The sequence below is a fragment of the Rania fehmarnensis genome, from assembly GCF_056494185.1.
In genome coordinates, this window is record NZ_CM151398.1 from 856,250 (window position 1) to 875,169 (window position 18,920).

Annotated in this window: 10 protein-coding genes; 9 read left to right on the forward strand and 1 reads right to left on the reverse strand. The window is 54.4% G+C overall.

Annotated elements, in window-relative coordinates; all coding sequences use genetic code 11:
* The first annotated feature begins 52 nt into the window (after positions 1-52).
* From SH573x_RS02695 to SH573x_RS02720, 6 genes are all read left to right on the forward strand, one after another.
* On the forward strand, positions 53-1,270 hold the full coding sequence (locus tag SH573x_RS02695; RefSeq protein ID WP_479352766.1) for a PQQ-binding-like beta-propeller repeat protein: 1,218 nt from the start codon (positions 53-55) through the stop codon (positions 1,268-1,270).
* The gene (locus SH573x_RS02700; RefSeq protein ID WP_479352767.1) at positions 1,267-2,445 is read left to right on the forward strand and encodes an MFS transporter; all 1,179 of its coding nucleotides are present in this window, start codon (positions 1,267-1,269) and stop codon (positions 2,443-2,445) included. Before SH573x_RS02695 ends, SH573x_RS02700 begins: the two co-directional genes overlap by 4 nt.
* A 39-nt stretch (positions 2,446-2,484) precedes the next feature.
* Positions 2,485-3,393, forward strand: a complete 909-nt coding sequence (locus tag SH573x_RS02705) for an alpha/beta hydrolase (protein ID WP_479352768.1) — start codon at positions 2,485-2,487, stop codon at positions 3,391-3,393.
* Between the two features lie 402 nt (positions 3,394-3,795).
* On the forward strand, positions 3,796-5,025 hold the full coding sequence (locus SH573x_RS02710; protein ID WP_479352769.1) for an efflux RND transporter periplasmic adaptor subunit: 1,230 nt from the start codon (positions 3,796-3,798) through the stop codon (positions 5,023-5,025).
* Entirely contained in the window at positions 5,022-8,135 is a 3,114-nt protein-coding gene (locus SH573x_RS02715) for a multidrug efflux RND transporter permease subunit (protein WP_479352771.1), read from the forward strand. The genes SH573x_RS02710 and SH573x_RS02715 overlap by 4 nt, the downstream gene beginning before the upstream one ends.
* Complete coding sequence (locus tag SH573x_RS02720) at positions 8,132-11,227, forward strand: multidrug efflux RND transporter permease subunit (RefSeq protein WP_479352772.1); 3,096 nt, start codon at positions 8,132-8,134, stop codon at positions 11,225-11,227. Before SH573x_RS02715 ends, SH573x_RS02720 begins: the two co-directional genes overlap by 4 nt.
* Positions 11,228-11,381: 154 nt before the next feature.
* On the opposite strand, the gene SH573x_RS02725 is transcribed toward SH573x_RS02720, so the two are convergent.
* On the reverse strand, positions 11,382-12,782 hold the full coding sequence (locus SH573x_RS02725) for a DUF1501 domain-containing protein (RefSeq protein WP_479352773.1): 1,401 nt from the start codon (positions 12,780-12,782) through the stop codon (positions 11,382-11,384).
* Positions 12,783-12,962: 180 nt separating this feature from the next.
* On the opposite strand from SH573x_RS02725, the gene SH573x_RS02730 reads away from it, so the two are divergent.
* The 3 genes from SH573x_RS02730 to SH573x_RS02740 all read left to right on the forward strand — a co-directional run bounded on the left by SH573x_RS02730 (position 12,963) and on the right by SH573x_RS02740 (position 18,875).
* Complete coding sequence (locus tag SH573x_RS02730; protein WP_479352774.1) at positions 12,963-14,195, forward strand: DUF3472 domain-containing protein; 1,233 nt, start codon at positions 12,963-12,965, stop codon at positions 14,193-14,195.
* Positions 14,196-15,349: 1,154 nt separating this feature from the next.
* A complete protein-coding gene (locus SH573x_RS02735; protein WP_479352775.1) occupies positions 15,350-17,176 on the forward strand; it encodes a M61 family metallopeptidase in 1,827 nt (608 codons plus the stop codon).
* A 46-nt stretch (positions 17,177-17,222) separates the two neighbouring features.
* The gene (locus SH573x_RS02740; protein ID WP_479352776.1) at positions 17,223-18,875 is read left to right on the forward strand and encodes a CocE/NonD family hydrolase; all 1,653 of its coding nucleotides are present in this window, start codon (positions 17,223-17,225) and stop codon (positions 18,873-18,875) included.
* The last annotated feature ends 45 nt before the right edge of the window (positions 18,876-18,920 follow it).

Genomic DNA, 18,920 nt, shown 5'->3' on the forward strand with positions numbered 1-18,920 from the left:
GTATCATACTCGCTAACACGTCGGATTTTGGTTTAAGAAAGTCGTTCCAACGATGACACTGCTATTGATGAGTCTGTTATTGCTGACGGGAGATTGGCCGCAGTTTCGTGGACCTAGCGCCGATGCGCATGCACCCAATGAGCCATCACCATTGGAATGGTCGGACACACAAAACGTTGCTTGGAAAGTGCCTATTGAGGGCTTGGGTTGGTCGTCACCAGTGGTCGTCGATAATCGCTTGTACCTAACGACGGCCGTGTCCCAAGGTGATGGATTATCGTTGCGGGCGCTGGCCATTGATACGCAGACTGGCCAAACGATTTGGAATCAAGAAGTTCGATCGGTTGCTAAAGCGCCGAGCATCCACTCCAAGAACAGTCACGCCAGTCCCACGCCGATCGTTAGCGCTGGCGCGGTATTCGTGCACTTTGGTGTACTGGGCATGGCCCGCTTGTCGGCAGCCGATGGCCAGCTGCAGTGGCTGTGCCAGGATCTCGAGTATCCGCCCATGCACGGGAGCGGCGGTTCGCCCGTGCTGCACGATAATAAATTGTTCATCGCCTGCGATGGCAGCCAGAACCCTTTTGTGGCTGCGGTTGATGCCCGTAGTGGCAAAGTTGCGTGGAAGAAACCGCGCTCGGTCGCCGCGCGTATCAGCCACTCATTTGGCACCGCCACAATCGCACAAGTCGATGGTCAGGTACAGTTGATTGCCCCAGGACCCGATCACCTCGCGGCTTATGATCCGGCCACAGGTGAGGAACTCTGGAAAGTAGTAGCGCCAGGTTGGTCGGTGGTACCACAACCCACTATCGGTCATGGCATGGTTATCTATAACCACGATTATGACAATCCGGAATTGATTGCGGTCAAGCTGGGTGGGCAGGGCGATGTCACCCAGACGCACATTGCCTGGCGAGTAAAACGCGGTGCGCCCAGTACGCCTTCGCCACTGTTAGTGGGCGATGAATTATATTTTGTCTCCGACAATGGAATTGCTTCGTGCATTGACGCCAAGACCGGTGCGACGCATTGGATGGAACGTATTGGCGGCAACTTTTCATCGTCGCCAGTGTATGCCAACGGCCGCGTTTTGATCATGAATGAAACGGGTAAGGCCACCTGGCTCAAGGCAGGTAAGCAGTTCGAGGTGTTAGGCACCAACGAAGTGCCTGGACGCACCTTCGCTACTCCGGCTTTTGTCGATGGTGCGATGTATTTGCGCACCGATGAGATGCTGTACAAGTTTGCGCAGCCACCGGCTCAGTGAACATTGAACATAAATCAGATCGACCGCGTTGGATACTGCCGACGATTGTGCTAGGCCAGGTTTTGGTCACATCGACATGGTTTGCAGCCAACGCAGTTGTCGCTGAAATGGGCCAACTCTGGCCGCAGCGCGAAAGCACCGGCCAGGTGACGTTGGCTGTGCAGTTGGGATTCATTGCCGGCACGTTGCTCTTTGCACTGACGGGCATTAGCGATTGTGCGAGTGGTCGACGTGTGTTCTTCTGGTCAGCCCAGTGCGCTGCACTGACCAATCTGGCGATCCTCTGGTGGCCAGCCGATCTAAGTTATGTAATGGCCTGTCGTTTTCTAACTGGCCTTACACTGGCGGGCGTGTATCCTGTGGGTATGAAGATTGCGGCCAGTTGGTATTCTCAGGGCTTGGGTCGCGCGCTGGGTTACCTGGTTGGCGCTCTGGTGTTCGGAACTTCCTCGACCCATTTGTTGCGCGGGCTGCAGGTTGGATCGAATTGGCAAGTGGTGATTATGCTCTCGACGCTGGCCGCGGCGTTGGGAGGAGGGTTGGTCTGCCTGGTGCCCGATGGCCCGCACTTGCGTCGCGGAGCCTCGCAGGTATTTCGCATCCAGCAGGTTATCAGCGCACTAGAAGATCGCCACTTTCGTGCAGCCGCGTTCGGCTACTTTGGGCACATGTGGGAGTTGTATGCGTTCTGGGCTTTTATGCCGCGGTGGATCCAATCGTTAGAAATGGGGCCTGCGCGAACTTCGCTGGCCAGCTTCGCAGTGATTGGTATTGGCACGGTGGGATGTGTAGCTGGTGGACTGGTCGCCGAGCGCTCCAGTAGTCGCGCGGTAGCCAGGTTTTACTTGACGATTTCAGGTCTATGCTGTTTGCTATCACCATTAGTTTATGGATCAAGTAATGTGGTGATGTTGCCGTTCTTGATTCTATGGGGCCTGGCAGTCGTAGGCGATTCACCTCAGTTATCCAGCCTCAACGCACTCACAGCTCCGCGCGCTGTGGTTGGATCGGCGCTGACAGCGACGACTTGTTTGGGCTTTAGCATTACCGTGGTCAGCCTGTTTTGGTTAGACTTCATCGTAGCGCAGTTGCATCCGCGTTATCTGTTTATAACGTTGGCCGTAGGACCGTTAATTGGATTGTGGTACCTGCGTCCTTTGCAGCCTGCGGAATGAAACACACACTAGTTATGAGTTGAGGAGGGACAGGCGGCTATGAGTTGCATCAAGCAGTTCGTTACTAGGGTCACACTCTGGATGATTCTTGCCGGGACGCAAAGTTGCTTGGTCGCCGTCGAACCGATCGTGATCGACTTGTGGCCCACTGGTCTGCCGGCTGGCGCCAAGTCACTCAGCCCGGCTGAGCTCAGTAAAGCTCGATCGATCGTCGACCCAGAGCGCATCCATCTAGTGGAATCGCCCAAGCTAGTCGTTTATCGTCCTGAACAAGGCCCCGGCAATGGCTGCGGTATCGTGGTTTGTCCTGGCGGCGCATATGCTCGCTTGGCCTGGCAAAAGGAAGGTGTTGAGCTGGCCGAGTATTTGGTAACCAAAGGCATCACCGTCGGTGTGTTGCAGTATCGCGTACCGCGACGCGACCCGGACGAACCTCATCGCGAACCGTTGCAAGATGCTCAGCGAGCCATGCGTGTACTGCGCGCTAATAGTCAAAAGTGGCAATTGAACCCAGCACATCTCGGCATGCTCGGTTTTTCTGCCGGAGGGCATTTGACGGTTATGGCTGGCGTGCAAGGTGAAGCCGCAACTTATCCGGCAGTCGATGAGATTGATCAACAGAGTTGCCGGCCCGACTTCCTGTGTCCCATCTATGCAGCTTACTTGGGTGAGAAGTACAACGATACCGACCAGGTTGAATTGGGATCTGCCGTTAAGATTGCAGCGGGTATGCCGCCCTGTTTTCTATCGGTCACCGCCGATGATGCTTACCGCGGCGTGCAAGCGGCTTCGTTGTTTATTGAATTGAAACGCGCGAGCGTCCCCGCCGAACTGCACATCTACGCCCGTGGAGGCCACGGCTATGGTATTCGACCAAGCGGACATCCCGTTGACACCTGGCATCAGCGCCTAGTCGACTGGCTAAGTGATAACTCGTTTAACCCGTAGCCGCTGCGTTTACCTGAGCATCTCGTTTAACCCGTAGCCGCCAGGCGAGGTGCACCCTCTAACCAATCGCTGCGTTCCCCTGAGCGTCTCGTTTAACCCGTAGCCGCCAGGCGAGGCGCACCCTCTAACCCAAGTCTGCGTTCGCCTGAGCATCTGCGTGCTCAACACAGAGATTCACCCTTGCACGTACACTACTTCGTTTGCCTCGCCTGTGGCTACGGGTTAAACGATTTCGCCACCCTAAGGCATACGAGACGAATTCTGAGAATTCTCCCCATGGGCGACACTATAGGTCTGGTGGTGTGTTTACTATACTGTGTCAGTAGAACACTGCACTCCTAATCGCAATCTCCCGGCTTTAGTGCCGCTTTTCCCACCCTACGCTCCTCCCTGGATGCGGCCATGCTGAAACCCGAACGGACCGAGGAACTGGAGTCGAGTATCGATTCCGAGGTAGAGATGCGCCCATCGTCACTCTGGTGGCGATGGACTAAAGGCATCATTTTCTTGGCTTTGCTGGCGGCAGCTGCGGCGACTTATAAACAGTGGCAACCGGTGGTAGCCAAATGGATACCTGCTCCGGCCACTCCGGCGGCCCGCCCTCCGGCGCGGCCGACACCGGTCGTTATTGCCGCTGCCCAGACGCAAGATATCGATCTGTACATTAATGCCCTGGGTACCGTCACGGCTTTTAATACGGTCACCGTGAAAAGCCGCGTCGATGGTGAGCTGAAAAAGGTCTCATTCCAAGAAGGGCAATCGGTCGCGCAGGGCGACCTGCTGGTCGAACTGGACGCGAGACCCTACGAAGCTATGCGTGACCAGGCCAAAGGACAAATGCAACGCGACGAGGCCCAACTGGACCTGATGCGCGTTAACTTGGAACGCTCCAAGATCCTGCGGTCACGAGATGCCAATTCGCAACAAGAATATGATGAGCAACTGGCACTGTTCAAGCAAGCCCAGTCGGTAGTCAGTGTCGACAAAGCCAACCTGGCCAATGCCCAATTGCAAGTCGACTATACACGCATCACGGCTCCCATATCCGGGCGCATCGGTCTGCGAATTGTTGACCAAGGGAATATCGTTAAAGCCAATGATCCCACCGGCATCATGGTCATAACCCAACTGCAACCGATTTCGCTGCTGTTTGCTATTCCTCAAGATGAGATCCTGCGCGTGCAAACTCAGCTGAACCAGAGCGGCCAGTTAAAGGTAGAAGCATTCAATCGCGACTTCACCACCAAGCTGGCCGAGGGGACTCTGACGGCTATCGACAATCAAGTTGATGCCACGACGGGGACGCTGAGGCTAAAAGCCACTTTCGAAAACAAAGATAACATCTTGTTCCCCAATGAGTTCGTCAATGTGCGACTAAAGGTGGAAACACTGACCGGCGCCATCACGGTGCCATCGATCGCTGTACAGCGTGGTCCGAAGGATCGCTATGTCTATGTCGTCAACAAAGAAGAGAAGGAAGCTACCGTTGATGTGCGCACTGTCGTAGCCGGTCCAACCGAAGGCATGCGAACGGTGATCAACTCAGGTTTACAAGCAGGAGAAATCGTCGTCACAGAAGGACTGGATAAACTACAACCGGGTGCCAAAGTAATTCTGCCGAAGTCTGAATGAATATCTCGCGGATCTTTATCATCAGGCCAGTCGCCACCGTGTTGTTCATGGTCGCGATCGTCATTTCCGGCTTGCTCGCCTATCGAAATCTGCCTATCTCGGCGTTGCCTCAAGTCGACTATCCGACGATTCAGGTTTCGACCTTCTACCCAGGCGCCGGACCAGAGGTGATGACCTCGTCGGTAACCGCGCCGCTGGAGCGCCAGTTTGGTCAAATACCTGGCCTGACGCAGATGACCTCCAGTAGTTCGGATGGTTGCTCGGTAATCACGTTGCGATTTGCACTCGAACTGAATATCGATATCGCCGTGCAACAGGTTCAAGCCGCTATCAACGTAGCTGGCAGCTTTCTGCCGCGTGATTTGCCCAACCCGCCGATCTATACCAAGACCAATCCGGCGGATGCCCCGATTCTGACCTTGGCATTAACATCTGATACTCTGCCGCTGGCACGCATTCAAGACTTGGCCGATACACGTTTGGCACAGCGCATTTCGCAGGTTTCGGGCGTGGGCCAGGTCTCAGTCAGCGGCGGTCAGAAACCTGCGGTCCGCGTGCAAATCAATCCCAATGCATTGTCCGCGTTGGGGTTGACCATGGACGAGGTGCGTTTGGCGTTGGTGGCCGCTAACGTCAATCAGGCCAAAGGTAGTTTCGACGGTGCCGATCAAGCGGTGGTGCTCAGCGCCAATGATCAGATGTTAACTAGCCAAGAGTACAAAGACCTGATTGTCACCTATCGCAATCGGGCTCCTGTCACCTTGAAAGAAGTCGCCAACGTCATCGACGATGTGGAAAACGTGCGACAAGCCGCGTGGATGAACGAAGATCCCGCCGTGCTGTTAAATATCCAGAGGCAACCCAACGCGAACATTATCGAAGTCGTCGATCGCGTAAAGTCCCTGTTGCCTCAACTGCGCGATTCATTGCCCGCGGCGATTGATGTACAGATTTTGACCGACCGCACAACCAATATTCGAGCCTCGATCAAAGACGTACAGTTTGAGTTGATGCTCACCATCGGTTTGGTGGTGCTGGTAATCTTTCTGTTCTTGCGTGATCTGCGGGCCACGGTTATTCCCAGCGTGGCGGTGCCGCTTTCGTTGATCGGCACTTTTGGAGTGATGTATTTACTCGGATACAGTCTGAACAATCTCACCTTGATGGCCCTGACCATCTCGACAGGGTTTGTCGTCGACGATGCGATTGTCATGATTGAGAACATCATGCGTTACATTGAAGAAGGTGACTCACCTATGGAAGCCTCGCTGAAGGGTTCCAAAGAGATTGCTTTCACGATCCTGTCGCTGAGCGTGTCGCTGGTGGCGGTGCTGATTCCGCTGTTGTTCATGAGCGATATTGTGGGTCGGCTGTTTCGCGAGTTCGCCGTCACACTCAGCGTGACTATCGTAGTTTCAGCGGTGGTCTCGCTGACACTTACGCCGATGATGTGTGCAAAACTGCTTAAGTCGAAACATGATAGGCACGCAGGAGTCATTTTTCGTTGGTCCGAGTGGGCCTTCGATTCGGTGATTGCCGCCTATGGTACTACGCTGCGATTTGTGCTGAAGCATCAATTCGCGACGTTGATAGTCGCCGTGGGCACACTGGGCTTGACCGCGTATCTCTATGTGCTGATTCCCAAGGGTTTCTTTCCGATTCAGGATACCGGAGTCATTTTGGGGATCAGCGAAGGACCTCAAGATGGTTCGTTTGAAATGATGCGCCAGAAGCAGGCCCAACTGAATAAGTTGATCCTCGAAGATCCGGCTGTGGCGAGCCTGTCGAGTTTTATTGGAATTGACGGCACGAATTTAACGATCAACAGTGGTCGCATCCAGATCAATCTCAAGCCGCACGAAGAGCGACATGAGTCTGCGCTGGAAGTGATTCGCCGCCTCCAGTCCCACGTCGATCAGCTAGCCGGTATTCGTTTGTTTATGCAACCGGTGCAAGATTTATCTGTGGAAACTCGCGTCAGTCGCACACAGTTCCAATACACGCTCGAAACGCCAGATACCGTCGAACTGAACGAGTGGACCGAACGTTTGGTTGCCAAACTGCAGGATTTACCTGAACTGCGCGATGTGGCCAGCGATCAACAATCGCGCGGACTCCAGGCCAACGTGGTCATCGATCGCGATTCTGCCTCGCGACTGGGAGTCACGCCGCAAGTCATCGATGATGCGCTGTACAACGCCTTTGGCCAGCGCCAAGTAACGACTATGTTCACCCAGTTGAACCAATACCGAGTTATCTTGGAAGTGCATCCCGACTTTCGTCAGACGCCAAGTGATCTTGGCAAGCTGTATGTGCGCACTGGCGAAGGCCAGCAAGTCACTCCGCTGGCTGCGCTCACGCGCATCGAAGAACGTCCCACTGCGCTGACAATAAACCATCAAGGTCAATTTCCCGTCTCGACCATCTCGTTTAATCTGGCACCTGGGGTTTCCCTGGGCCAGGCAGTAAAATCGATCGAGAAAGCCCAGCAGGCTGTCGAGTTACCCGCGAGCATCATCTGCGGATTCCAGGGCACCGCTGAAGCCTTCCAGAAATCGCTCGTCAACACGCCACTGTTGATTCTGGCTGCGATTGTGACGGTCTATATCGTATTGGGGATCCTGTACGAGAGCTTTGTGCATCCGATCACGATCCTATCAACACTACCTTCGGCAGGTGTTGGTGCGCTGGTGGCTCTGCTGTTGACCGACATCGATTTGAATGTGATTGCGTTGATCGGTATCATTCTGCTGATCGGTATCGTCAAGAAGAACGCGATCATGATGATCGACTTTGCTCTCGACGCGCAGCGCAACGAAGGGCTGAATCCGACTAACGCGATCTATCAAGCTGGCTTGCTGCGTTTTCGTCCGATCATGATGACCACCATGGCGGCTCTACTGGGCGGTGTACCGCTGGCGATGGGTGGAGGTGTGGGTTCGGAGTTGCGTCAGCCGCTGGGGATCACCATCATTGGCGGTTTGATTGTCAGCCAGATGCTGACGCTCTATACCACGCCGGTGATTTATCTGTGGTTTGAAAAGCTGCTGATCATCGGCAAGCGTCGGGAGCGTGCTGCGGCCAATAGCGAGCCAGGAGAAGAACCATGAATCTTCTGCCTGCCAGCAGTTTATCGGCTCCCTTCATTCGCCGGCCTGTAGCGACGACGTTGCTGACAATTGCCGTGACGCTCGCCGGGATGTTGGCCTACAACATCTTGCCTGTAGCGCCGCTTCCTCAAGTTGAATTTCCGACGATTTCGGTAAGTGCGAGTTTGCCTGGCGCCAGTCCTGAGACGATGGCCACTTCGGTAGCCACTCCGCTGGAGCGCATGTTCAGTCGAATCGCCGGCGTAACGGAGATGACCTCGAGCAGTTCGCTTGGCTCGACGTCGATCACCTTGCAATTTGAATTGAATCGCGACGTCAACGCGGCTGCGCGCGATGTGCAAGCGGCGATCAATGCTGCTCGCAGTCAGTTGCCAGCCAATCTGCCGAACAATCCATCGTATCGGAAAGTCAATCCGGCCGATTCGCCGATCATGATGCTCACGCTGACTTCGGAATTGTATACCCGCCAGCAGGTCTACGATTACGCTTCGACTATCTTGCAGCAGAAACTAGCCCAGGTGCAAGGCGTCGGGCAAGTCTTTATTGGTGGCGGCGCGGCGCCGGCAGTGCGGGTCGATTTGAATCCCACGATTCTCAATCAACTCAGGATCAGCCTGGAAGATGTGCGAGCGGTGCTGGGTACCGCCAATGCCAATCGGCCCAAAGGCCAAGTCTCCGACGGTCTACGCACCTGGTACATCTCTGCCACCGATCAACTGTTCACCGCAGAAGAGTACCAACGACTGGTTATCACCTATCGAAACGGCGCACCTGTCCGCTTGATGGATGTAGCCAAGGTTACGGACTCGGTCGAGAACATTCGCACCTTCGGCATCGCCAATGGCAAACCTGCAGTAAACGTGCTGATGTTCCGCCAGCCCGATGCCAACATGATCGCCACGGTCGATCGCATCTATGCACTGCTACCTCAGCTCGACGCGCAGATACCAGCTGAAATCGATATGCAGGTTGGCATGGATCGCACGGGAACGATACGAGCCTCGTTGCACGATGTGCAATTCACGCTGGTCTTGAGCGTGGTCCTGGTGATTCTGGTCGTGTTCCTGTTTCTGCGCGACGTGCGAGCCACGTTTATTCCCAGCGTAGCGGTGCCAGTTTCGTTGATCGGTACCTTCGGAGTGATGTATCTACTGGGATACAGTTTGGACAACTTGTCACTGATGGCGCTGACCATTGCCACCGGCTTTGTCGTTGATGATGCAATCGTAGTAACTGAGAACATTAGTCGTCATATCGAGCGCGGGCTTTCTCCTCTGGAAGCGGCACTGTTGGGTTCACGCGAAATTGGTTTTACGGTGCTGTCGATCAGTGTGTCACTGGTAGCCGTATTCATCCCAATCTTGTTGATGGGTGGAGTCGTCGGCATGTTGTTCCGTGAGTTTGCCATCGTGCTGACAACGGCGATTGGTATCTCGCTGGTCGTGTCGCTGGTCACGACGCCCATGTTATGTGCTGTACTACTCAAGCCACACAATATCCATCGTAAGAAACGACTGTCCGTGTGGGGTTGGTTTCTGAACAGTCTTCAGAGCTTCTATGGTTGGTCACTGCGATGGGTTCTGCGACATCCGGTGCTGACGATGTTGGTCAACTTTAGCACGATTGGTTTGACCGTCTACTTGTATTTGCTTGTGCCCAAAGGCTTCTTTCCGCAGCAAGATACGGGACGTTTGATGGGCAACGTGCAGGCGGACCAGAGTACATCTTTTACGTCCATTACCCAGACCGCCCAGCAGTATGCCGATCTACTCAGCCAGGACCCCGATGTTCTAAGAGTGGTTGCCTTTGCCGGCAGTGGCCCTGGTCCTGGCAGTTCCAATACCGCGCGAATGTTCGTGACGCTCAAGTCGCCGGACGAACGTGCTGATACCGTAGACCAGGTGATCGCTCGGCTACGCAGCAAAACCAGCTCGGTGGCAGGTGCCAGTCTGTTCTTGCAGGCGACTCAAGATTTGCGCATTGGTGGTCGCTCCAGTAACTCACAGTATCAATACACGCTGCGCGGGAGCAACTTGCAGGAGCTGAACGAATGGGCTTCGAAGCTGGCCGTAGCCCTGCGCAAAGTGCCTGGTATGGTCGATGTAAACTCGGATCAGCAGAACAAGGGTTTACAAGCACGTTTGACGGTCGATCGCGATACGGCGGCCCGGTTGGGCATCTCGTTTCAATCGATTGACAACACTCTGTACGATGCCTTTGGTCAGCGACCCGTTTCGACCATGTATCGATCGATGAATCAATATCGCGTCGTCATGCAACTCGATTCAGAGTTCAGTCAAGGTCCAGACGCTCTGAAGTATATTAACATGCAAACGGCTGGTGGCTCGAACATGCCGCTAACCGATATGTACCGCTATGAATTGCGAAATACCTCGCTATCGGTTTCTCATTCGGGCCTGTTTCCGTCGGTAACGATCTCGTTCAACCTGACACCCGGCACTTCGCTCAGCGACATTGTTCCGCTGGTTCAGGATACGGTCAGGTCGATGGGCATGCCACAGAATATCCAAGGCCAATTCCAAGGTACAGCGCAAGCTTTTCAAGATTCACTGCAGACGCAGCCCATGTTGATCTTGGCCGCCATCATTGCGGTCTACATCGTGCTGGGCATATTGTATGAAAGCTACATCCACCCACTTACGATTCTGTCGACTTTGCCGTCAGCCGGTGTCGGAGCGTTCTTGGCATTGATTATCTGCAAGAGCGAGTTCAACGTCGTGGCTTTGATCGGTATCTTGCTGCTGGTGGGCATCGTCAAGAAGAACGCAATCATGATGATCGATTTTGCCATCGAAGCAGAACGAGCCCATGGCTGGACCGCGCGGAAAGCTATTTACGAAGCGTGCCTTTTGCGATTCCGGCCGATTATGATGACCACCTGCGCAGCGCTACTGGGTGGATTGCCACTAGCGATTGGCATGGGAGTCGGGTCGGAGCTTCGCCAGCCTTTAGGCATCACGATCGTCGGCGGGCTGATTTTTAGTCAGATGCTAACTCTGTACACCACACCGGTCATCTATATCTATCTCGATCGCTTCGTCTCGCGTTCCGCGCAAAGGCCGAATGGTTAGAAAGTTCCTGTTTTGACAACGCAGAGAGACGCAGAGGATCGCCGAGAAGACGTAGCCGAAGTCGCCAGACTTTGGAGGCGTTACGATAAAACCTCCAATCTCTGGCGAGATCGGCTACGTTAATGCTTCAATCTCTGGCGAGATCGGCTACCCACTAGCTGATGGGGATAACTTTGCCCGAGCAGATTTTATGGGGCCGCATTTCGCGGTCATTCAAGACGGTATCGATGGGGATCCCCAGCGCGTCAACGATGGTGGTGGCGAAGTCTTGGGGACTGACCGGATCGCTTACCGGATAGGCGCCGCGAGCATCGCTGGCACCATAAACTGCGCCTTGGGCGATGCCACCTCCGGCCAAGATGCCGCTGTAGCAATACGGCCAATGCTCGCGACCGGCGTTGCTGGTGGTGATTTGCGGTCGCCGTCCAAACTCGCCGACCCAAGCCACGATGGTTTCATCGAGCATCCCACGCTGCTTTAAGTCTTCCAGCAGTGCTGACAGCGCCATATCGGCTGGCGGAATGAGATCGTTCTTGAGTCGATTAAAGTTATCGCCATGCGTGTCCCAGAACGAACGACCATCGTTGTGCCAGTTGACGGCCACTAGCGGTACACCTTGTTCGACCAGTCGACGCGCCATCAATACACACTGACCATGGACGTTACGTCCATAGCGATCGCGCGTGGCATCGCTTTCGCGCGACAGATCAAAGGCTTGGCGAACTTTGTCCGATGAAACTAATTGCAGCGCATTGGTGCGATGATCGTGATAGGAATTAGCACGCTGCGAGCGTTCAAAGCTGACGCGTTGACTATCGAGCATGCGCAGCAATTCCACGCGAGAGGAAAGTCGATCGAGCGAGATGTCCGCAGGCAGCGCAAATCCGGGCGGCTTCCATTCTGGTTGATTCAAGTCGCCAGTCAGCAACAGCCCATCATAGGCAGCACCCAACCAACCACCATGTTGTCCGGGAGCCTCGCCACCAGGTGCCGCTGGATGATAGGCTTTCCAGGGCATGGCCACGAACGAAGGCAGACCACTGGTTTGTGGCCGCAGTTTGGCCAGCAACGCTCCCAAGTGCGGTGAGTCTTTGGAACTGGGGGGCACGTCGTCGCTTTTAATGACGGGAGCTAATTGGCCAGTGACCGTCGCGTGGCCACTGGAGAGATGAGCTGGATCGTTGTGGCAGAGCGAACGAATAATGGTTAGTTTATCCGTCAGTTGCGCCAGTCGCGTGAAGTGCTCGCATATCTGCACCCCGGGAACTTTGGTCGCGATAGGTTTGAATTCACCGCGAATCTCTGCCGGCGCATCAGGCTTGAGGTCAAGTGTATCGAGTTGACTTGGCCCACCCCACATGAACAGAAAGATGCAGGCTTTGGCCCTCGGGGCTGGATGGGTCTGAGTAGCCGTAGCCAGGCTCGGATGAAGCTGCGAAAGCCCCAATCCCAGTGCCGAGATCGAACCAATTTGAAGGGCTTGTCGGCGTGAGACATTCTCCAAGCCACGAAACTCGCGGCATCCATCGGCAGAGTTAAACTTCGATGTACGCATGGATGACCAAGGCGGGAGTAAGCGGCAGGAAGGGGGAGGCGGGTCCTCTATTGTACCTGTTGGGGCCCTGCCTTCTAGTCGGTGTTAGTACTTTTAAGTTGCATCGAACCGAGGCCCAGACCAAATTTCACCTAGGTCGCAAGCCTATGCCACCAACATGCATTAACTATAATGCCAGTCATGAAACACTTGCTAACATCTATCGTCGTGCTATGGTTTCCGGTGATCTGCATAGCCGAAGTGCGCGTACCGGCGTTTACGGCTTACATCCAACCGCATGAGCGCGGGGCCGATGTCTCGGAAGAGCAGGGGATCACCGACTGGACGAATCCTGCAAGTTCAATCAACTGGTACGGTAAGTTCGCTCAAGCTGGACAGATTTCCGTCAAGGTCGAGATGCAGACCGGCGGTGCCGATACGCAACATTTTCAGCTGACTATTGGCCAGCAGGTGCGAGATGTTTTGCTTACCAGTGCCAATGGCCTGGCTGAATTTGGAACATTCACCATTGCTTCGCCCGGCCATCATCGCATTACGCTCAAGTCGCTCGACGCAGCCGAAAAGTTGCGGGCCAGTGTGACGGCACTGGTGCTCGAAGGCACTGCCACCAAGGATGTGCACTTCAACTTAAAAGAGCGGCGCAACGCGGCTTCGGTACACATGATGTATCCAGTGCCCAAGGGAACAGAGGTTGAAGCCTTTGCCTGTGAAGTGACTGCGGTGGAAGATCCCGTGAACAGCTTCTACATGGCTTGTGGCTGGCATCGTGGTTACTTTGGTATGCAAGTCAACAGCCAGACCGAGCGACGCATCATCTTCAGTGTTTGGGATAGCGGTGATGAAGAGATTAGTCGTGACAAAGTGGACAACGAAAATCGCGTCCAATTGATCGACAAAGGCCCAGGCGTTTACACAGGCGATTTTGGTAACGAAGGCACGGGCGGACATAGCCACTTGAAAGTGATGTGGAAGACTGGCCAACCACAGCGTTTTGTGGTGACTGCCAAACCTGTCGACGAAACGTTTACCATTTACTCCGGCTACTGGTACGTGAACGACCAACAGAAGTGGTTGTTGATTGCGAGTTGGAAAGCACCTAAGGAAGGTGGTTACTTGCGCGGCCTGCACAGCTTCAGTGAAAACTTTGGTGGCGACACAGGCTATCTGCATCGCAAGGCACTCTTTGGCAATCAATGGGTACGAACCAGTCAAGGCAACTGGTTAGAACTCACCACGGCCAAGTTTAGTCACGATGAAACCGGTAAGGCCGATCGCTTCGATCGATCGATGGGCGTGGAAAATGGGCAGTTCTATCTCAGTCACGGTGGTTTCCTGGATGCGTTCACTGAGTATGGACAGTCGTTTACCCGCGCAGCCGCGGGCACACCTCCGGATTTTTCGTTTAACCCGTAGCCGCAGGCGAGGCGAACGCAGGAGTTGATGGTGCAGTGAGAGGTCACTCCTTTAAGCAAGAAGACAGTCAGGTAAACGCAGAGTTGGTTAGAGGGTGCACCTCGCCTGGCGGCTCCATCGTTTAACCCGTAGCCGCAGGCTAGGCGAACGCAGGAGTTGATGGGGCAGTGAGAGGTCACTCCTTTAAGCAAGAAGACAGTCAGGTAAACGCAGAGTTGGGTTAGAGGGTGCACCTCGCCTGGCGGCTCCATCGTTTAACCCGTAGCCGCAGGCGAGGCGAACGCAGGAGTTGATGGGGCAGTGAGAGGTCACTCCTTTAAGCAAGAAGACAGTCAGGTAAACGCAGAGTTGGTTAGAGGGTGCACCTCGCCTGACGGCTCCATCGTTTAACCCGTAGCCGCAGGCTAGGCGAACGCAGGAGTTGATGGGGCAGTGAGAGGTCACTCCTTTAAGCAAGAAGACAGTCAGATAAACGCAGAGTTGGTTAGAGGGTGCACCTCGCCTGGCGGCTCCATCGTTTAACCCGTAAGCCGCAGGCTAGGCGAACGCAGGAGTTGATGGGGCAGTGAGAGGTCACTCCTTTAAGCAAGAAGACAGTCAGGTAAACGCAGAGTTGGGTTAGAGGGTGCACCTCGCCTGGCGGCTCCATCGTTTAACCCGTAGCCGCAGGCGAGGCGAACGCAGGAGTTGATGGGGCAGTGAGAGGTCACTCCTTTAAGCAAGAAGACAGTCAGATAAACGCAGAGTTGGTTAGAGGGTGCACCTCGCCTGGCGGCTCCATCGTTTAACCCGTAGCCGCAGGCGAGGCGAACGCAGGAGTTGATGGGGCAGTGAGAGGTCACTCCTTTAAGCAAGAAGACAGTCAGGTAAACGCAGGATTGGTTAGAGGGTGCACCTCGCCTGACGGCTCCATCGTTTAACCCGTAGCCGCAGGCTAGGCGAACGCAGGAGTTGATGGGGCAGTGAGAGGTCACTCCTTTAAGCAAGAAGACAGTCAGGTAAACGCAGAGTTGGTTAGAGGGTGCACCTCGCCTGACGGCTACGGGTTAAACGAGACAGTCAGGTAAACGCAGAGTTGGGTTAGAGGGTGCACCTCGCCTGGCGGCTACGGGTAAAACGAAGTTCCATCGTTGTTTTCGCTAATTGGGTTGGCCATGTATCGATATCTAATTTTTACACTTTCAGTTTTCCTGGCCGCGGCGAGAACCAGTGGGGCGGAGGCGCCGGTTCAATATCACTTGACTGTCAATGCGCCGCAGACGCATTATCTGCATGTCGAAGCCAAATTCACTCCGACAGTGGCAGGTGACTTGGAATTGTTCTTGCCTGTTTGGACTCCAGGCTCGTACCTGGTACGTGAGTACGCGCGTAACGTCGATTCGTTTGAAGCGTTCGACAAAGAGAAGAAGGCGCTGGCCTGGGAGAAGATCAGCAAGAACAGATGGAAGATCAGCGGTGTCTCACTCGAAGGTGTCACGGTTCGTTATCGTGTCTACTGCAATGAACTGTCGGTTCGCACCAACTTTATCGATGCCGAGTTTGGCATTTTGGCCGGCGCCGCGACGTTTCTGACTTCACCACAACTAGCTGGCGGTCAGCATATGGTGCAAATTGGCCTTCCCGGTACTTGGCAGCAATCGGTTACGCCGCTGGAACATCCCACCAGCGCGCCGGCGCATACTTACGTGGCTAATAACTACGACGAACTAGTCGATTCACCGATTTTGATGGGTAATCCCAAAATCTATCCGTTTCGCGTGGGCGAAGTCGAACACTTTTTAGTCAATCAAGGTGGAGAACCATTTTGGAATGTGGAAGCGGCGGCCGCTGATGCCGGGAAGATTGTCGCCGAACATCAAGCGATGTGGGGATCGGTTCCGTACAAGCGTTACTACTTCATAAATCTCATCGCCGAGAGCGGCGGTGGTTTGGAACATGATAACTCGACGGTGGTGATCACCAATCGTTGGAGTTTCAGCCACGACAAGAACTACAAAAAGTGGCTGGGGCTGATCAGCCATGAGTTCTTCCACGCTTGGAACGTCAGACGACTGCGGCCCAAAGCGTTGGTTAAGTACGACTACGAATCCGAAGTCTATTTTGATGAACTGTGGATGGCCGAAGGAATCACCAGCTACTATGACGAACTGGCGCTGGCCCGTGCCAAGCTGAATAAGCCCAAGCAGTATCTAACCGTCTTGTCGAAGCAGATCGAGACACTGCAGGCCATGCAGGGGCGGCACAAGCAATCACTCATCGAATCTTCGCACGATGCATGGATCAAATATTATCGCCCGGATGAAAACTCTACCAATACGTCTATCAGCTACTACAACAAAGGCGCTATCGTTGGATTCTTGCTAGACATTGCGATCCGCAAACGAACCAACAATCAGAAATCACTCGACGATGTCATGCGCACGCTCTATCAGCGATTCGCTGGCGCACAGGGCTTCACCAATCAAGACATCGTACAGGTTGCCAGCGAGGTGGCTGGTAGCGATATGCAGCCCTGGTTTCAACGCGCGATTCATTCATCGGAAGAACTGGATTACAGCGAAGCACTTGAATGGCTTGGCCTGGAATTCAAGGCAAACGCGCCGAGTGCTCCTGATCCCAAGGCTGACACCGGCAGCGAAACGCCTAAGAACGCGCCGTGGATTGGTCTTACTACTGAGAGCAAAGACGGTCGCACCAATGTCAGTCGGATTATCGAAGGTTCGCCAGCATTTGTGGCTGGCGTGAATGTGGGCGACGAATTGCTCGGACTGGCAGGCTTTCGCCTAAGCGAGCCGCTCGACGAACGCTTGAAATTCTATAAGATCGGCGAAACGCTTGAACTGCTGATCGCCCGGCGCGGAAAACTGATGACCCTTTCGGTCACCATTGACGCCAAACCAGCTGCCAATTGGGAAATTCAGATCGTTAAGGAACCGCGTCCAGAACAAAAGCAGAGCTTTTCAAGTTGGTTACACCAGTAAGATTTTGGGTTCTGGCTGTTATGGACTTAGACCAAAGGAGAAAACGATGGTCCGCTGGATAGGTTGGTGGATGGCAGGCTGGTTATTGCTGACATCGGCGCCGGGCCAGGAAGTTGCGGTGGACCTGGGCACTGTAACTGAAAAGCACGAAATGATTCCGATGCGCGATGGCAATCGGCTGTCGACGTATCTCTATTTTCCGCCGGGCGATGGGCCGTGGCCGGTTATCTACGAGCAGCGCTATGCGGATATTCGCGGTGCCGGTTCCCGCAAAGCCTTTGCTCAATTGGCTGAGGCTGGATATGTGGTGGCCGCTCAGAACTTTCGCGGTACGCATCTCTCGGAAGGAACCTGGGTTGGCTATCGAGCACTCGGCTGGGGCGAATTGAAGGATGGTTATGATTCGGTCGAGTGGTTGGCCGCGCAAGCGTGGTCAACGGGTAAGGTCGGTACGATGGGTGGCTCACAGGCCGGCTATGCGCAGAACTTTCTAGCCGTCACGCAACCACCGCATTTGGTTGCCCAATACATGACCGATACAGGTTTGAGTTTGTATCAGGAAGGTTATCGCATTGGTGGTACGACGCGGCCTGAAAGATTCAAACAGATGGATGCTGTCTGTCGGGTACCCGAACACAATCGGTTGCTGATGAAAGATTGGTTCGCTCATCCCACGTATGACGACTATTGGCGAGAAGAAGATTGCAGTCTGCACTTCGACAAGATGAACGTCCCCTGCTTTACGCTTGGCAGTTGGTTCGATTTCATGTGCCAAGGTTCTGTCGAGAGTTTCATTGGACGCCAGCATCACGCAGGCGAAAAGTCGCGAGGTCGGCAACAGTTGCTGATAGGTCCATGGCTACATGGCGGCAATAAAGACAATCGCATCAACGATTTAGTCTTCCCTGAGAACGCCATTTTAGATCGCCAGCAGAGCTTGGTACGGTGGTTTGATTACCACTTGAAAGGTATCGACACCGGCGCGCAGCATGATCCCACCGTGCGTTACTATGTGATGGGAGCCACCGGTGAAGTCGATGCGCCGGGAAACATCTGGCGTAACGTTGACGACTGGCCAGTATCCGCGACAGCCACGGATTACCATTTGCATGCTGACGGCAGTTTGACTCTAGAAGCGCCCAAGGAGAAATCGGGTAGTCGCGAGTTTCAAGCCGATCCGTATCATCCCTGTGAAATACCCGGTCGCGCCTTTCCAGGCGCCCAGGACGCGCGTGACTTTGAAAAGCAATCTCAAGTACTTACCTTTACATCGGCAGTGCTCGAGTCCCCCGTGGAGTGGACTGGCAAAGTCAAAACGGAACTCTTTCTGGCCTCGACGGCCAAAGACACAGACGTCATCGTGCGCGTGTGCGATGTGTATCCCGACGGTCGATCGATCTTGCTAGTCGATTACGTTCGCCGCTTGCGATACCGCGACGGCTTTGAGAAAGAAGTCTTCATGCAGCCAGGCCAGACTGCGAAAGTCGCCTTTGATGTGGGGTGGATCAGTCAGATCTTCAATCGCGGCCATCGGATTCGCGTCACCGTAGCGGCTACCGGAGCGCCGTTTTATGAACCCAACCCAAATACTGGTGAAGCTTTGACGATCGACTTTCCGTCCAATGCCGTGACCGCGGTCAATACACTGTATTTGCAGGCTGACCGGTCATCTAAGATCATTGCCCCAGTCCGCCGATAAGCGCCTGGACGCGTCCACCTTCTGAGACCGGCGATTTGCCCGAAC

Excerpts from the sequence above, each read along its gene's own strand:
- SH573x_RS02695 (WP_479352766.1), top strand. The coding sequence starts at position 53 with ATGACACTGCTATTGATGAGTCTGTTATTGCTGACGGGAGATTGGCCG.
- SH573x_RS02705 (WP_479352768.1), top strand. The coding sequence starts at position 2,485 with ATGAGTTGCATCAAGCAGTTCGTTACTAGGGTCACACTCTGGATGATT.
- SH573x_RS02710 (WP_479352769.1), top strand. The coding sequence starts at position 3,796 with ATGCTGAAACCCGAACGGACCGAGGAACTGGAGTCGAGTATCGATTCC.
- SH573x_RS02715 (WP_479352771.1), top strand. The coding sequence starts at position 5,022 with ATGAATATCTCGCGGATCTTTATCATCAGGCCAGTCGCCACCGTGTTG.
- SH573x_RS02720 (WP_479352772.1), top strand. The coding sequence starts at position 8,132 with ATGAATCTTCTGCCTGCCAGCAGTTTATCGGCTCCCTTCATTCGCCGG.
- SH573x_RS02725 (WP_479352773.1), bottom strand. The coding sequence starts at position 12,782 with ATGCGTACATCGAAGTTTAACTCTGCCGATGGATGCCGCGAGTTTCGT.
- SH573x_RS02730 (WP_479352774.1), top strand. The coding sequence starts at position 12,963 with ATGAAACACTTGCTAACATCTATCGTCGTGCTATGGTTTCCGGTGATC.
- SH573x_RS02735 (WP_479352775.1), top strand. The coding sequence starts at position 15,350 with ATGTATCGATATCTAATTTTTACACTTTCAGTTTTCCTGGCCGCGGCG.
- SH573x_RS02740 (WP_479352776.1), top strand. The coding sequence starts at position 17,223 with ATGGTCCGCTGGATAGGTTGGTGGATGGCAGGCTGGTTATTGCTGACA.